The sequence below is a fragment of the Cystobacter fuscus genome, from assembly GCF_002305875.1.
In the GTDB taxonomy this organism is placed as follows: Bacteria; Myxococcota; Myxococcia; order Myxococcales; family Myxococcaceae; genus Cystobacter; species Cystobacter fuscus_A.
Genome location: NZ_CP022098.1, coordinates 8,692,867 through 8,706,857, shown reverse-complemented (window position 1 = coordinate 8,706,857; position 13,991 = coordinate 8,692,867). Strand labels below are relative to the sequence as shown.

Annotated in this window: 15 protein-coding genes; 11 read left to right on the top strand and 4 right to left on the bottom strand. The window is 70.9% G+C overall.

Annotated features, from left to right (window positions below; translation table 11 throughout):
- Window positions 1-23: 23 nt before the first annotated feature.
- Window positions 24-2,276, bottom strand: a complete 2,253-nt coding sequence (locus tag CYFUS_RS35080) for a YfhO family protein (RefSeq protein ID WP_095989189.1) — start codon at window positions 2,274-2,276, stop codon at window positions 24-26.
- A complete protein-coding gene (locus CYFUS_RS35075) occupies window positions 2,273-4,192 on the bottom strand; it encodes an ATP-binding protein (RefSeq protein WP_157758841.1) in 1,920 nt (639 codons plus the stop codon). The genes CYFUS_RS35080 and CYFUS_RS35075 overlap by 4 nt, the downstream gene beginning before the upstream one ends.
- Before the next feature lie 169 nt (window positions 4,193-4,361).
- Between CYFUS_RS35075 and CYFUS_RS35070 the strand changes: the two genes are divergently transcribed.
- The 8 genes from CYFUS_RS35070 to CYFUS_RS35035 all read left to right on the top strand — a co-directional run bounded on the left by CYFUS_RS35070 (window position 4,362) and on the right by CYFUS_RS35035 (window position 11,981).
- Complete coding sequence (locus CYFUS_RS35070) at window positions 4,362-5,369, top strand: SPFH domain-containing protein (protein ID WP_095989187.1); 1,008 nt, start codon at window positions 4,362-4,364, stop codon at window positions 5,367-5,369.
- Window positions 5,366-6,268 carry an SPFH domain-containing protein gene (locus CYFUS_RS35065; protein WP_095989186.1) on the top strand — a complete coding sequence of 301 codons (903 nt, stop codon included), beginning with the start codon at window positions 5,366-5,368 and terminating at the stop codon, window positions 6,266-6,268. The genes CYFUS_RS35070 and CYFUS_RS35065 overlap by 4 nt, the downstream gene beginning before the upstream one ends.
- Before the next feature lie 140 nt (window positions 6,269-6,408).
- A complete protein-coding gene (locus CYFUS_RS35060; protein WP_095989185.1) occupies window positions 6,409-6,834 on the top strand; it encodes an MGMT family protein in 426 nt (141 codons plus the stop codon).
- A 41-nt stretch (window positions 6,835-6,875) separates the two neighbouring features.
- Window positions 6,876-8,237, top strand: coding sequence for an amidohydrolase family protein (locus tag CYFUS_RS35055; protein ID WP_095989184.1), 1,362 nt, complete (start codon window positions 6,876-6,878; stop codon window positions 8,235-8,237).
- A complete protein-coding gene (locus CYFUS_RS35050; protein WP_232536984.1) occupies window positions 8,234-9,220 on the top strand; it encodes a class I SAM-dependent rRNA methyltransferase in 987 nt (328 codons plus the stop codon). Before CYFUS_RS35055 ends, CYFUS_RS35050 begins: the two co-directional genes overlap by 4 nt.
- Window positions 9,221-9,291: 71 nt before the next feature.
- Window positions 9,292-10,446: a serine/threonine protein kinase gene (locus CYFUS_RS35045; protein WP_095989183.1), complete on the top strand. Its 1,155-nt coding sequence runs from the start codon at window positions 9,292-9,294 to the stop codon at window positions 10,444-10,446.
- A gap of 1 nt (window position 10,447) precedes the next feature.
- Window positions 10,448-11,242 (top strand): tRNA pseudouridine(38-40) synthase TruA, encoded by a 795-nt coding sequence (gene truA / locus CYFUS_RS35040; RefSeq protein WP_095989182.1) that lies wholly within the window; start codon window positions 10,448-10,450, stop codon window positions 11,240-11,242.
- A 49-nt stretch (window positions 11,243-11,291) separates the two neighbouring features.
- A complete protein-coding gene (locus tag CYFUS_RS35035) occupies window positions 11,292-11,981 on the top strand; it encodes a hypothetical protein (RefSeq protein ID WP_095989181.1) in 690 nt (229 codons plus the stop codon).
- A 25-nt stretch (window positions 11,982-12,006) separates the two neighbouring features.
- On the opposite strand, the gene CYFUS_RS35030 is transcribed toward CYFUS_RS35035, so the two are convergent.
- Together CYFUS_RS35030 and CYFUS_RS35025 are read right to left on the bottom strand one after the other, a co-directional pair.
- Entirely contained in the window at window positions 12,007-12,375 is a 369-nt protein-coding gene (locus CYFUS_RS35030; protein WP_095989180.1) for a translation initiation factor, read from the bottom strand.
- Between the two features lie 5 nt (window positions 12,376-12,380).
- Window positions 12,381-12,614, bottom strand: a complete 234-nt coding sequence (locus CYFUS_RS35025) for a hypothetical protein (RefSeq protein ID WP_002621142.1) — start codon at window positions 12,612-12,614, stop codon at window positions 12,381-12,383.
- A 142-nt stretch (window positions 12,615-12,756) separates the two neighbouring features.
- On the opposite strand from CYFUS_RS35025, the gene CYFUS_RS51945 reads away from it, so the two are divergent.
- The 3 genes from CYFUS_RS51945 (at window position 12,757) to CYFUS_RS51195 (ending at window position 13,990) form a co-directional block, all read left to right on the top strand.
- The gene (locus tag CYFUS_RS51945) at window positions 12,757-12,894 is read left to right on the top strand and encodes a hypothetical protein (RefSeq protein WP_187344977.1); all 138 of its coding nucleotides are present in this window, start codon (window positions 12,757-12,759) and stop codon (window positions 12,892-12,894) included.
- Complete coding sequence (locus CYFUS_RS35020; protein ID WP_232536983.1) at window positions 12,891-13,622, top strand: helix-turn-helix domain-containing protein; 732 nt, start codon at window positions 12,891-12,893, stop codon at window positions 13,620-13,622. Before CYFUS_RS51945 ends, CYFUS_RS35020 begins: the two co-directional genes overlap by 4 nt.
- A gap of 113 nt (window positions 13,623-13,735) precedes the next feature.
- Window positions 13,736-13,990, top strand: coding sequence for a hypothetical protein (locus CYFUS_RS51195; RefSeq protein WP_157758840.1), 255 nt, complete (start codon window positions 13,736-13,738; stop codon window positions 13,988-13,990).
- The last annotated feature ends 1 nt before the right edge of the window (window position 13,991 follow it).

The following is a 13,991-nucleotide window of genomic DNA, read 5'->3' as shown; positions in this document are numbered from 1 at the left end:
CTTCGAGGGCGGTTCTCTCCATACTAAGGAGGGGCCGCCCTTCGCGCTTTGCGGGGCCAGAGCACGAGCACCCACGCGCCCAGGGCCAGCCCCGAGAGGAGCGCGCCCCAACGGAAGCTCCCCGGGCGGTAGTCGAAGCGCACCGTGTGGGCGCCGGCGGGCACCGGCACCGCCCGCAGGAGGGCATCGGCCCGTCGCAGGGGCACCGGGGCCCCATCCCGCGTGGCCTCCCACCCCGGGTAGAACCAGTCCCCGAGCACCAGGTAGCCCGGGCCACACGCCTCCAGCGCCACCTCCACCCACGCCCGTCCTTCCTGGGTGATGCGCGCCGTCGAGCCCCGGCAGCCCGGGCCCGTCAGGGGCTCTCCCTCGGCGAGCAGCGCCTCCCGCCGCAGCGGCTGGGCGGGGTCCACGAAGGCCGCCAGGGCCTCCTCGTCCGAGGCCACGCGCGCGGCATGGACCAGGAACGCCCTCGGCAGGGCGGTGCCGGAACGGTAGAGGGTGGGCAGTCCGGGAAGGGCCAGGAGCGGTTCCAGGTCCTCGAAGGGTGGCGGACCCCGGCGCACGTAGTAGTCCACGCCCAGCTGATCGAACGCCGCCCGCGCGCCCGTGCCTGACAGGGACTCCACGTGCTGGGGCTCCGGGGCCCCATAGCCCTCGAGGACGCGCAAGTGCTCCTCCACGAAGCGGTTGGGCACCAGGGCATCCCGGCTGAGCGCGATGTAGGAGCCCCCTTCCTCCTCCGGCGGCGCGGTGCGGGGGCTTGCGGCGCGCGACACGTCGGTGAGCTCGTCTCCGGACAGCTCCACGCTCACCCGGCCCGAGTACCCGGTGGGCAGGGCGGCGGCGAGGCGGGACGCCCGGCTCAGGGCTTCCATGGGCGCGCTGCCCGTGCCCCCTTGCAACAGGTGGAAGGCCCCTACTTCCACCAGGGCGAGCCCGGCGAGCAGCCCGCGCACCCGGTGGCCCCGGCGGGGACCGGCGGCGGGAAGGCACAGGGCGAGGGCGCCCGCGCCCAGGGCCAGCACCACCCAGGGCAGTCCGGCTTCCACGCCGGGGCGGAAGAGCGGAAGCCGTGCCAGGGGCGGCCCGAGCAGCAGCGCCACGAAGAGGGCGGCCACCACCCCGGCCACGCCCGGCAACGAGCGCTGTCCCCCTCGCGCCCGGCGGGCGAGGGTGTCCAGTCCGAACGCGGCGAGCACGGCGATGCAGAATGCCGCTCCGACGAAGTACTTCACCGGGTAGCGGAAGAGGTGGAAGGGCGGCAGTTGGAGGAGGAGCGCGGCGGGAGGCAGGTGGGCTCCGAGCGAGAGCGCCGTGAGGCCCAGGGCGCCGAGCCCGAAGGGAAGTCGCCGCCCCGAGCGCCCGAGGCCCGCGAGCGCCAGGGCACACACGAGGGTGCCCAGGAAGAGCAGGAGGATGAAGAACTGATCGCCTCCTTCCCAGTAGCGCGAGCGCGGATGCTCGGCGAAGGGCCAGGCCACCGACAGCAACTGGGGCCAGGACAGGGACCACTCGAGTCCATTCATCCCGCCCGAGCTCCGGGTGGAGTGCCGGGTGAACTCCAGCGCGGGCAGGGCCACGAGGGCGCCGAGCATGAACCCCCAGGCGAGTCCGCCCCCCGTCGCCCCGAGCGCGCGGCCCGTGCGCCGGGCGGAGAGCGCCACGAGGAGGGCGAGCGGGGTCTGCCACAGCCAGGTCTCGGGCGAGCCCGCGAGGAAGGACAGGCCGGCGAAGAGCGCCACCCGCGCGGCGCTCCGGGGCGAGGGCGCGCGCGCGGCCTGGCGCGAGGCGAGCAGCAGGAAGCCCGTCCACGCGGCGGCGCTGGCCACGTTCTGCTGGGTGGCGAGCTCCGTGAAGGGCGCCGAGAGCGCGAAGGCGGCCGCGCCCACCCTCGCCGCGGGGCGTGAGGTGCCCAGGTGCCGCGCGAGCCGCCAGGTGCCCGCCGCGGCGATGCCCACGTGCAGCAGGTGTTGCAGGGTGAAGCCGAGCACCGGGCCCGCGAGCAGCACCGTGAGCAGCCGGGGGGGATAGAAGACCTGGGAGTACAGGGTGGCGGCGAAGGGCTGGCCGAGCCTCGGGTAGGGCGTCCACAGGGGAAGCTCTCCCGCGCGCAGCGCCTCCAGGAGGAAGGCCGAGTCCGGAAAGAAGATCCGGAAGGCATCCCGTCCGGCGAGCACCTGTCCGCGCAAGAGGGCGCGGTACACGAGCGCCATGCCCAGCAGCAACCCCACCCAGGGCAGCAGCCGCCGTGCCGCCTTCCCGGGCCAGCTCATGACGCGGACGAGGCGGCGGGCGGCGCGGCGGACGGGGCGGACGGGGCGGGCGCCGCGGGCATGAAGACGCGGAACGTGGTGCCCTTGCCGACCTCGCTCGACACCTCGATGCGCCCGCCCATCGACGTGACGATGCCATGGCAGATGGACAGCCCCAGCCCCGTGCCCACGCCCACGGGCTTGGTGGTGAAGAAGGGCTTGAACAGGCGCTGGAGGTTCTCGGGGGGAATGCCCACCCCCGTGTCCTGCACCGCGATCTCCACCCACCCGTCCGTCGCCTGGCCGGTGGTGAGCCGCACGCAGTGCCCCTTGGCGTCCCCATCCGGGATGGCCTGGGCGGCGTTGACCAGCAGGTTGAGGAAGAGCTGTCCGAGCCGGGACTCATTGCCGAGCACGGGAGGAATCCGCCCGTACTCCTTCACCAGTTGGGCGCGGTGGCGCAGCTCGCCCCGGGCCAGGCTCGCGCACGAGTCGAGCACCGCGTGGATGTCCACCGGCCCCTGACGCTCGTCCTCCCGGCGCGAGAAGCTGCGCAGGTCGCGCACGATGTTGCGCATGCGCTCGCCGCCCTCGAGCGATTCCTGGAGCGCCTGGAGGATCTCCTGGGCCTGCTCGTCCGTCATCGGCTGGCCCGCGCCGAGCCGCTCGTTCAGCTCGTCCATCGCGAAGCGCAGGTTGCTCAGCACGTAGGACAGGGGGTTGTTGAGCTCGTGGGCCACCCCCGCGGCGAGCGTGCCGAGCGACACCATGCGATCCGTGGAGCGCAACTTCTCCTGCACCTGCCGGCGCTCGGTGACGTCGCGGGCGATGGACACCCAGGCCGGCTCACCCTCGAAGGGGATGGAGAAGGTCACCACCTCGCCGAGCACCGCATGGCCCTGGCGGTGCCGCAGGTGCATCTCGCGCATGGCCTCCGTCAGGGGCGCCTGGGTGAGCGGCTCCATCTCTCCGGGCATGAGCAGCTCGCGCACCTCGATGCCCCGCAGGGCGTCCTCCCGCTCATGGCCCAGCAGGGCCGCGGCCGCCGGGTTGGCGAAGAGCACGCGCCGGGCCCGGTGGACGAAGATGGCGTCCGGTGAGCGCTCGATGAGCGTGCGGAAGCTCGTCTCCGAGCGTCGCAGGGCCTCCTGGTCCTGGCTGATGCGCTCGGCCATCTCGTCGAACGCCTGGCCGAGCCGTCCCACCTCGTCCATGCCCCCGAGCCCCGAGCGCACGTGCAGCTCCCCCGCGGCGAGCCGTCGGGCGGCGCTCTCCAGGCGCTGCACCCGCCGCCCCAACACGAAGTGGAAGAACACGCCCATCAACCCGGCCACCGCCGCCTGCACCAGACTCGAGCGCAGCGCGTAGCGCTCGGCCCGGTCGCGCTGCTCGGCCTTGAGCAGCGAGAGATCCTGCTGGAGGTAGATGAGGCCCATCCGGGGGCGCGTGCCGCCCGGCCCGATCACCAGGGGATAGGCGCCCTCCACCCGGTGGCCATCCTTGCTCACCCACACCGCGCCCTCGCGACGCGCCTGGACGGCCTCGCGCCGGGCGGTGACCTCCTCGCTCGCCCAGTCCGGCCAGAGGTCGCGCACCGGCCGGCCGACCCACGAGGACTGGAGGGCGGCCAGGACCATGCCGTGGTCATCGACGAGGAACGCCGCGCTCAGCAGGGAGTTGGCCCCGAGCGTGGAGACGACCTGCTGGGTCGCGTCGAGCTGCCCGGTGCCCAGGAGGTACTCGAGCGTGCCGCGCAGGGAGATCATCTGCAGGGTCATCTCCTCGCGGGACTTTTCCTCCACCTGCTTCCCGCGCTGCCGCAGGTTGCGTTGCAGGGTCGTGACACCGAAGGCACAGGCGTAGGCGAGCAGCAGGAGGGGGACGAGCACACGGAGCGACAGGAGTCGGTGCCATGGCTGGAGTCTCGGCGCATTCATGAAGGATCCGCCGCGAGGATACCAATCTGGCGGGAGTCCGCCCGGGAGATCCGCGCCTCGGGGCCCGCCCGGTCCGCCCCACAATGAACATTCCGGGCCGTACGGGAGTGGGGCTAAGGTCGCCGGATCGCGGTGATTTCCCAGCAGGGGGACCGCGAGGAGGAGACCGATGGACATACTTCAAGACCTGGGCAGTGGATTCCTGCTGGGCGCGTTGGCCTGGTTCGCGGTGCGCTGCATCCTCACGGGCTTCTTCACCGTGGATCAGAGCGAGCGCGCGGTGAAGGTGCGCCTGGGCCGGGCGGTGCGGCTGGCCGGAGAGCCCACGACGCGCGAGGGGCCGGTCAGCGAGGGCCTGGCGCGCACCGACGAGGATCGCTACGTCTACCCCCAGCTGGAGGTCATCCAGCCCGGCGGGCCGTACTTCAAGTGGCCCTGGGAGAAGGTGATCAAGGTCTCGGTGTCCACGCAGACGCTCAGCATGGCCTACGATCCGGAGTCCCCGGACGCGAACCAGGGCGGCACGGTGCTCGACGCGGTGACCAAGGATCAGCTCAACACCGGGCTCACCGGCCAGCTGCGCTACCGCATCTCCGAGCAGAACCTCTACGCGTACCTGTTCGCGGTGAAGAACCCCATCGCGCACGCCATGGGCTACTTCATCTCCATCCTGCGCGAGCGCATCGCCAGCTTCGAGGCGCCGCCCCCTCCCGCCCAGGAAGGCACGCTGGAGGCCGTCGAGGCCTCGGTCGTCTCCGGCGTCTCCATCAATGATCTGCGCAAGAACCTGCGCGACCTGAACGAGCACATGGACCGGGAATGCCGGGGCAGCCTGTCGCGCTACGGCCTCGTCCTGGATGCCTCGCTCATCACTGGAATCGATCCTCCCGCGGAGGTGGAGTCGGCGCTCGCGGCGATCAACACCGCGCACAACCACGTCTCCTCCGACATCAGCCTCGCGCAGGCGGCGGCGGACCAGAAGATCGTCCAGTCGCGCCGGGCCGTGGAGATCGAGACCCTCAAGGCCCAGGCGGAGGTGGAGCCCCTCAACGCCATGGCCGAGCAGCTCACCGTGCTCAAGCGCAGCGGGCCGGGCTCGCTCCAGGCCTACCTGCGCAACATCCGCCTCGGCCTCTTCTCCAAGGCGAGCCAGGTGGTGCTGGGGGTGAAGTCATGAGCCTGCTCATCGGAATGGTCGCCGGCTTCATCGCCATGGGAGTGGGTGTGCCCGTGGTGCTGGGCCTGTGCCGGATGTTCGGCCTCTACGCCATCGTGGAGGAGCGCACCTGCCGCGTCTACGTGTTCCTCGGCAAGGTGCTGGGCGTGCTGGACGAGCCCGGGCTGCACTTCCTGTGGGCCCGGTTCGGGTGGAAGGCGTTCCTGGTCAACTGGTTCGGGCGCTGCCATGTGATCGATCTGCGCCTGGATCAGCAGTACCTGCGCAGCCAGGCCGTCAACTCCGAGGAGGGCGCGCCCATGGGGATCGGCATCTGGTACGAGATGTACATCTCGGATCCCCTCAAGTACCTCTTCGAGAACGCGGATCCGCGCGGCTCGCTGGCGGCCAACGTGAGCAACGCCGCGGTGCGCTGCCTGTCCAACATGAAGCTGGCGGACATGCTGGAGAACCGCCACGGGATGAGCCGCACGGTGCGCGCCGAGGTCTCACCCATGTCGCACGCCTACGGCTACCAGCTCGGCTCGGTCTACATCCGCAAGGTGCACTTCCGCGACGAGGGGATGATCCGGCAGATCGAGGAGAAGGTGGTCAACCGGCTGCGGCAGGTGACCTCCGCCATCCGCCAGGACGGCGCCAACCAGGTGAGCATCCTCACCAGCTCCGCGGACCGCCAGGCCGCCATCGCCTTCGCCAAGGCGGCCGCCCTGCGCCCGCAGATCGTGGGTGAGGCCCTGCGCCGCATCTCCCAGGATCCCGAGGTGGCCACGGCCATGTTCGAGATCCTCGAGGTGCAGCGGCTCCAGGACGGCTCGGCGAAGGTGACGCTCGTGCCCGAGTCGCAGAAGAACGATCTGCTCACGCAGATGCTGGCGGCCTCCCCGGTCCCCACCCGGTGACGGCGTGGGGCGTGAGACAGGAGGGTGGGACGCTCCGCCGCTGACCTGACGTGTCGGGTTGGCCATCCTACGGCGGACGTCCTACCGCCTTCCCCAGGACCGTCCTCCGAGGTAGGACGGGGTATCTGACTGGAGAAGACATGTCCACGACCGTGACCATCACGATGCAGGAGCGCCGGTACTTCGAGCGCATCCACCAGGTTGTCGAGCAGGTTCCACGAGGGCAGGTGTCCACCTATGGGGACATCGCGCTCATCGTGGGGGGAGGGTGCGACGCCCGTATCGTCGGGCTCGCGATGGGGGACCTGGGGTCGCGCTCCGCCCAGGTGCCCTGGCAGCGCATCATCAACCGCTCCGGGGGCATCTCCACCCTGGAGGCGGTGGGCCAGCGCGAGCGGCTGCGGGCCGAGGGGGTGGAGTTCGACGAGAAGGGCCGGGTGCTGATGGAGCGCTTCCGGTGGGCCGGACCGACTCCGGAATGGGCCGCCCAGCACGGCTTCACCCCTCTGCCCGCACGCTCCGCGTCCAAGGACGAGGAGGACAAGTCGCAACTGCGGCTGTTCTAAATGCCGACCGGGCGGGGGTCCGTGCGTATACTCCCGCCCCCATGGAAGGCCGTCTGGTCCTCAAGAATTGTTCCATCTTCCGCGCGGACGGCCGGGGCCGCGCGGGCATGGCCGTCGTCATCGAAGGGGGTCTCATCAGCCGGGTTGCTCCGGACGAGGAGATTCCCGTGTTGCCGGGAGACTGGGAGGTGGCGTGTCGGGGCCGGCTGGTGATGCCGGGCCTGGTGGATTGCCACTCCCATCTGGTGGGCGATCTGGTCATGCCCCCCTCCAGCGAGCTGCTGCTGCATCCCCCCCACATCCGCATGGAGCACGAGCGGCTGCTGTCCTCGTTCCTCACTCCCGCGGACGTGGCGGTGCTGTCCCGGTACGCCATGGCGCGGGCGCTGCGTTCGGGCGTCACCCTGGCGGTGGATCACCTGTCCTGTCCGCGCGACGTGAGGGGAGGGCTGGAGGCCATGGCCCACTCGGCGCAGCAGCTCGGCATGCGGCTGGTGGCGAGCCACTGCACCCACGGTCTCGACGGAGACGCCCAGGCGGTGGCCCAGGCACGCGCCAACGCGGAGTTCGTGCGCGACCAGGGCTCGCACCCCCTGGTGCGGGGCGCGCTCGGCTTCCACTCCTCGTGGACGAGTGGGGACGCGCTGCTCGGGGAGCTGCGCCGCTCGCGTGAGATCTCCGGCTCACCCGTCATCTTCCACCTCTCCGAGGGAGACCACGACCTGGCCATTACCTGGGCCAAGCACAGCCAGCGCGTGGTGCCCCGGTTGGAGTCCTTCGGGCTGCTCGGGCCGTTGTCGGTGGCCGCGTACGCGCGCTCGGTGGACGACGCCGAGTCCATCCGTCTGGCCGAGTCCGGCACCTGCGTGGCGCTCGGCCCCGGGGCGGCCCTGCTCATCGAGCCGGGTGGGCGCTCGCTGGAAACGCTGTATGGCCGCCAGAACCTGCTGGGGCTGGGCAGCGCCGGCCATGGCCACCTCTGGGACGCGTTGTTCGTCGCGCTGGGTACCTCGCTGAATGCCGCGCGCGGCTCGCGCCTGGTGGATCCGGACGGGGTGCTGGTGCAGCTCTTCTCGGATGGCCCCGCGGAGCTGTGCTCGCGCCTGTTCGGCATGCCCTCCGGCACGGTGGAGGAGGGGCGGCTGGCGGACCTGGTGGTGTTCGACTGCGTGCCGGTGCTGGATCCGGACAGCGGACAGACGCCGCACATGATCGGCCAGTTGCTGCGCTCCCGGGTGGCGTGGACGGTGGTGGATGGCCGGGTCACCGTGCGCGAGGGACAGGTGCTCGGCGTGGACGAGGTGGCCCTGGCTCAGGAGGCCTCGCTCATCCTGTCGCGGTTGTGGGCCCAGGCCCGGCTGCCGGAGCCCGCGCCGCCGTCCCCGCCGGCGCGCCGGACATGAGCCCTCGGGCTGACTCCCGGGTGGCGCTCTTGCGCCGGGCCCACGAGCGGCGGACTCCGCTGAGGGAGCAGCCGGGCACCACCGCCTATCGGCTCGTCCACGGGGCGGCCGATGGGGTGCCCGACGTGACGGTGGATGTCTTCGAGTCGCTCCACGTGGTGAGCCTCTACCGGGACTTCTCTCCGGCCGAGGAGGAGGCGTTGCTCGGGGACCTGGACGCCGCGTGGGCTCCGCCGTGCGTCTACCTCAAGCGCCGGCCTCGCGAGGCGCGCCACCTGGCGAACGTGGCCCGGGAGCAGCTCGCGCCCGAGCAGGCCGTGCGGGGGGCCTCGGTGGAGTCGGTGGTGGCGTGGGAGAACGGGTGTCGCTTCCTCATCCGCCCGGGACAGGGCCTGTCGGTGGGGCTCTATCTGGACATGCGCGACACCCGGGCGTGGGTGGCCCGGGAGGCGCGCGAGCGCACCGTGCTCAACCTCTTCTCCTATACGTGCGCGTTTGGCGTGACGGCGACGGCGGGAGGGGCGCGGCGGGTGCTCAACATCGACGCGAGCCGGCGGGTGTTGGAGTGGGGGGCGGAGAACGCGCGCCTCAATGATCAGCCGGTGGACCGGTACGACTACGTGGCGGGGGATGTGTTCGAGTGGCTGGAGCGCCTGGCGCGCAAGGGCGAGGCGTTCGAGCTGGTGGTGGTGGATCCGCCCTCCTTCGCCACCACGCGCACCAGCCGCTTCTCCGCCGCGAAGGACTACGCCTCGCTGGCCGCCCTGGCCGCGCGGGTGGTGGCCCCGGGAGGGCGGCTGGTGGCGTGCTGCAACCTCGCCACGCTGGCGCCCCGCCGCTTCGAGACGATGGTGGCCGAGGGGGTGGCCCGGGCGGGCCGGCGCGCGGGGGGCGGGGTGAGCCTGGGCCCTTCGCCGGTGGACTTCCCCGCCTCCGCCGAGCACCCGGCGGCACTCAAGGTGCGGGTGCTCGAGCTGGCGTGAGGCAGGGGGCGGGGGCCCCGAGCAACTCCGTTGTCCGCGCGGACCCGGGAGGCGCTATCGTGCCGCCACCGATGGCTCCCGTCGCGCCGCGCACCCCCGTGCCCTTTGGGCAGTACCAACTCCTCGAGCGCATCGCCGTGGGTGGAATGGCGGAGCTGTTCCTGGCGCATCAGTCCGGCCCGGACGGCTTCGACAAGCCCGTGGTCATCAAGCGCATCCGCTCGGAGCTGTCCAAGCAGCCGGCGTTCGTGCGCATGTTCCTCAACGAGGCCCGGCTCGCCGCCCAGCTCAACCACCCCAACATCGTGCAGATCCACGATCTGGGGAAGGTGGAGGACAGCTACTTCATCGCCATGGAGTACCTCTTTGGCCGCGACACGCGCAAGGTGGTGCCCATGGCCGAGTCGCTCGGCATCTCCTTTCCCATGGTGTACGCGCTGAAGATCGCCTCGTCCGTGTGCGAGGGCCTGCACTACGCGCACCAGAAGGTGGACCTGTACGGCTCGCCGCTGAACATCGTCCACCGGGACGTGACGCCGGAGAACATCTTCGTGTGCTTCGACGGCACGGTGAAGGTGCTCGACTTCGGCATCGCCAAGGCGGCCAACCGCGCCGGGCAGACGACGCGCGCCGGAGAGCTGCGTGGCAAGCTCAGCTACCTGAGCCCCGAGCAGTGCCTGGGCAAGCCCGTGGACCACCGCAGCGACTTGTTCTCCCTGGGGGCGGTGCTCTACGAGTGGCTCACCGGCTTCCAGCTCTTCTCCGGCGAGTCGGAGGTGGCCGTGATGCGCGGCATCGTCGAGGGCAAGGTGTACGCCCCCTCGTACTTCCGCGCGGACATCCCCGAGCCCGTGGAAGCCATCCTCATGAAGGCGCTGGAGCGCGACCGGGACAAGCGCTACCCGTCCGCCTGGCACTTCCAGCAGGACCTGGATCGCTTCCTCAACGCGTACGACTTCACGCCCACGAATCTGCACCTGTCCAACTTCCTCAAGCAGCTCTTCCTGCGCGAGCTGGAGGAGGAGCAGGAGCGGCTGCGCTCGGTGCCCCGTACCCCCCAGGAGCAGGTTCCGGCGTCGGACTCGCCCTCCGGGAGCGAGCACGTGCTTCCCGTGCCTGTCTCCGCCGCGCAGTTGGAACAGTTGGAGGCGATGGCCCGCCGCAACCACGTCCCCGTGACGCGCATGGTGGGCGAACTCCTCTCCGCCTGGCTCAAGTACCGCTGACATGCCCCGCCTGAAGCTGACGGTCGAATACGACGGCACGAACTACGTGGGGTGGCAGGTCCAACCCAATGGGGTCTCCATCCAGGCGCGGCTGATGGACGCGGTGGAGAAGCTGCTCGGCGAGCGCGTGCCGGTGGAGGCCGCGGGCCGGACGGACGCGGGCGTGCATGCCACCGGGCAGGTGGTGTGCTTCACCACCGAGCGCGTGCTGCCGCTCAAGGCCTACTGGATGGGGCTCAACAGCCTGCTGCCCGAGGACATCGCCGTGGTCCGGGCCGAGGAGGTTCCCGCCGGGTTCGATCCCCGCCGCTGGTCGCTCGGCAAGCGCTACCGCTACCGGGTGAGCAACGCGCCCTCGCGCTCGCCGCTGCTGCGCGCCACGCACTGGGAGGTGTTCGCGCCCTTGGACGTGGAGGCGCTGCGGCGCGGCGCGGCCCATCTGGTGGGGCGGCACGACTTCTCCTCCTTCCGGGCCTCGGACTGCCAGGCCGCCCACGCCGTGCGCGAGGTGCGCCGGGTGGACATCCAGGGGGAAAGCCGCGGGGTGCTGTCCTTCACTGTCGAGGGCACCGCCTTCCTCAAGCACATGGTGCGCAACCTCGTGGGCTCCCTGATCGAGGTGGGCAAGGGTCGCCGCTCCCCGGACTGGGTGGCCGAGGTGCTCGCCGCCCGGGATCGCAAGCGCGCGGGACCCACCGCGCCGGCCCACGGGCTCGTCCTGGAGGAGGTCTTCTACGGAGAGGGCCCGCCCCCTCGTTCCCCCGGCGGCACGGCGGACGGGGGCGATGAGGAGTGAGCGGCCAGGAATGTCTGCCCGGTCAGGCTTGAGCTAGGCTCGCCTCCCCGTGAGCTCCTCGAAGGCTTTTCTCGAACCGCTGCGCGTTCGCATCCGCCGTTTCCAGTTCACCGTGGGGTTGGGGTTTCTCGCCTTGATCCTCGGCTCCATCGTGAGCGTGGCCCTCTCCCAGCGCCTCCTCGGCCGGGTCCAGGCGTTGCCCTTCGGCTACGTGCGCTTCGCCATCGGCCTGGGCGTGCAGAACCTGTGGGTGCTCGTCGCGCTGCCCCTGCTGTGCTACGGCGCCGCGCGCATCCTCGAGCTGCGCCCCCTGTCCACCGCGCTCGGGGCCGCGCTCACCGGGCAGCTCTTCCTGGTCGCGCTTCAATTCGTACAGGAAGGCATCGACGGGTGGGTGGAGCGCGGGTGGGTGATCCTCTCGATGGAGGCGGCCGTGTTCGCGCTGGGCGTCTGGCTCACGCATCGCGCCCTTCAGCGGGGCCGACGCGACGCGGCCCAGCAGGCGGAGCAGGCCCAGCAGCGCGCCGCCAGCCGCAAGGACGAATACGCGGAGTTCCTTCGCGAGGCCGAGCGCGCCGGGGAGCGGAGTGCCCAGCGCGACGCCCAGAAGAAAGAGGAGCCCGGCGGCGCGCCCGAGACGCCTCCCGCGCCGGAGCAGCCCGCCCCGCCACCCGAGGGGCCCGCGCCGGAGCCCATCGAGCCCACCACCGGGGAGCCGTCGAAGACGCCCGTGGTGTGAGTGTCCCCGCGAGGGGCGCCCGTGCTCAGCCCTGGACCACGCGCTTGACGCCGCGGCGCAGCAGCAGATCGGGCAGGGAGAAGCGGTGATCTCCCCGGAGCCGCAGCCGCTCTCCCTCCACGGTTCCGGAACACGCGAGGCCCCGCTGGATGGCCTGTAACCAGCTCTGGAGTTCCGCCGCGGGCAGGCCCAGTCCCTCCACCACGGTGAAGTCCTCGCCGCCCTTGCCGCTCTCCCGGCGCACCGTCACGCGCTCGGGCCCCTGGTCGGGTGGGGTGGTGGGGAAGTCCTCCGGACGCAGCTCGGGCTTCGTGGAGGGCAGGGCGTCGCGCAGACCCCCGAGCCTGGCGAAGGGCTGGTGGAACCCCTTGGACTTGTCGTCGTTCCTGGCCATGGCCCTCACTCCTCCTTCGCCCGAGGCATGTGCCGCCCCACGAGCCGGGACAGGAGGGCCTGGAACGCGTCGGGACTGATGTCCAACTGCTCGACGACGTGTCCGTAGAGCTGCGCGGTGGGCACGGCGCGCCCGGGGCGCTCCTGCTCGAGCCGGTGCAGGGTGTGCAGGATGATGCGCTCGGCCCGGGTGAGGCCGTCTCGCACGTCGGGGAGGTGATCGAAGGGGTGGCCGGACATGGGGGATGCCGGCCCGGCAGCCTATTCCAACGCGCCCGGTGCCCGCCTGCCCTCCAGACCGGATTGACAGTCCCTCCGCTCAAACGGATATTGCGCGCATCCGCTTCTGCGGACATGATTCCGTTATCGGAGACACTTCCTCATGAATCAGGCTGCCGAAGTCATCAACCTCGAAGAGTTCCGGAAGCGGCGCGAGCCCAGGGCCTCGTCGGCCTGGACACACATGCCCATGCACCGCTGGACGCCGGTGTGGGTGTGGGTCATGGTCTGGCCGACGTGAAATCGGTTCGAGAAAACACCCCTCCCTCGTCGGAGGAAGCCGAGGTCGCTCCGGCCAAGGGCCGGAAGCGGGAGTCGAGCGCGAAGAAGGTGGAGCCGCCCGTGGCCGATGCCCCCACCTCCGAGGAGGAGTGGGCCTACGAGGTCGCGCACGCGGAGGCGTCCACGGACTTGGCGCCCATCGTCGGACGCAACCTGCGTCGGCTGCGCACCCAGCGGGGTTTGTCCCTGGAGCGGCTCGCCAAGGCCTCGGGCGTGAGCCGGGCGATGTTGGGGCAGATCGAACTGGGACAGAGCGCGCCCACCATCAACGTCATCTGGAAGATTGCCCGGGCGTTGGGCATTCCGTTCTCGGCGCTGATCAGCACCACGGCCCAGACGGGCACCCGCCTGATGCGCTCCCAGCAGTCCAAGCGGCTGTCCTCCCATGACGGGAAGTTCGTGTCGCGGGCGCTCTTTCCGTTCGACGAGCCCCGGCGCGTGGAGTTCTACGAGCTGCGGCTGGCCGCGCACGCGACGGAGGCGGCGGACGCCCACCCGCCGGGCACCATGGAGAACCTGGTGGTGACGTCGGGCACGGTGGAGATCGACCGGGGCGAGGAGCGCCACGTGCTGAACGCGGGAGACGCCATCCTGTTCGAGGCGGACGTGGCGCATGTCTACCGGAACACCGGCAACGCGGACGCGGTGATGTACCTGGTGATGACGTACGCGGAAACGGTCGGCTGAGCGGGCACTCCGTGGCCCCGGAAACGCCGAGAGCCGGCGCGGCCCCGTGGGGCGGCTCGCCGGCTCTCGTGCTTCGTGCCCGAGGGGGCGCGGACTACTTGGTGGGGCCCATCATGGTGCCCATCATCATGGGCATGCCGTTACACATCATCATCATCGGCATCCCCATGGCCATCATGGAGTTCATCGCCTCACAGCACTCCTTCATCATGTCCATCTGCGACGCATCCATGGGCATCATCCGGCACATCATGCCGTCCTTGCCCATCTCCATCGTCATCCGGCACATCATCGGCATGCGCATCATCATGGGCATCATCATCGGCATGCCGCCCATCATCGGGTTCATGCCCATCATCGGCATCTGAT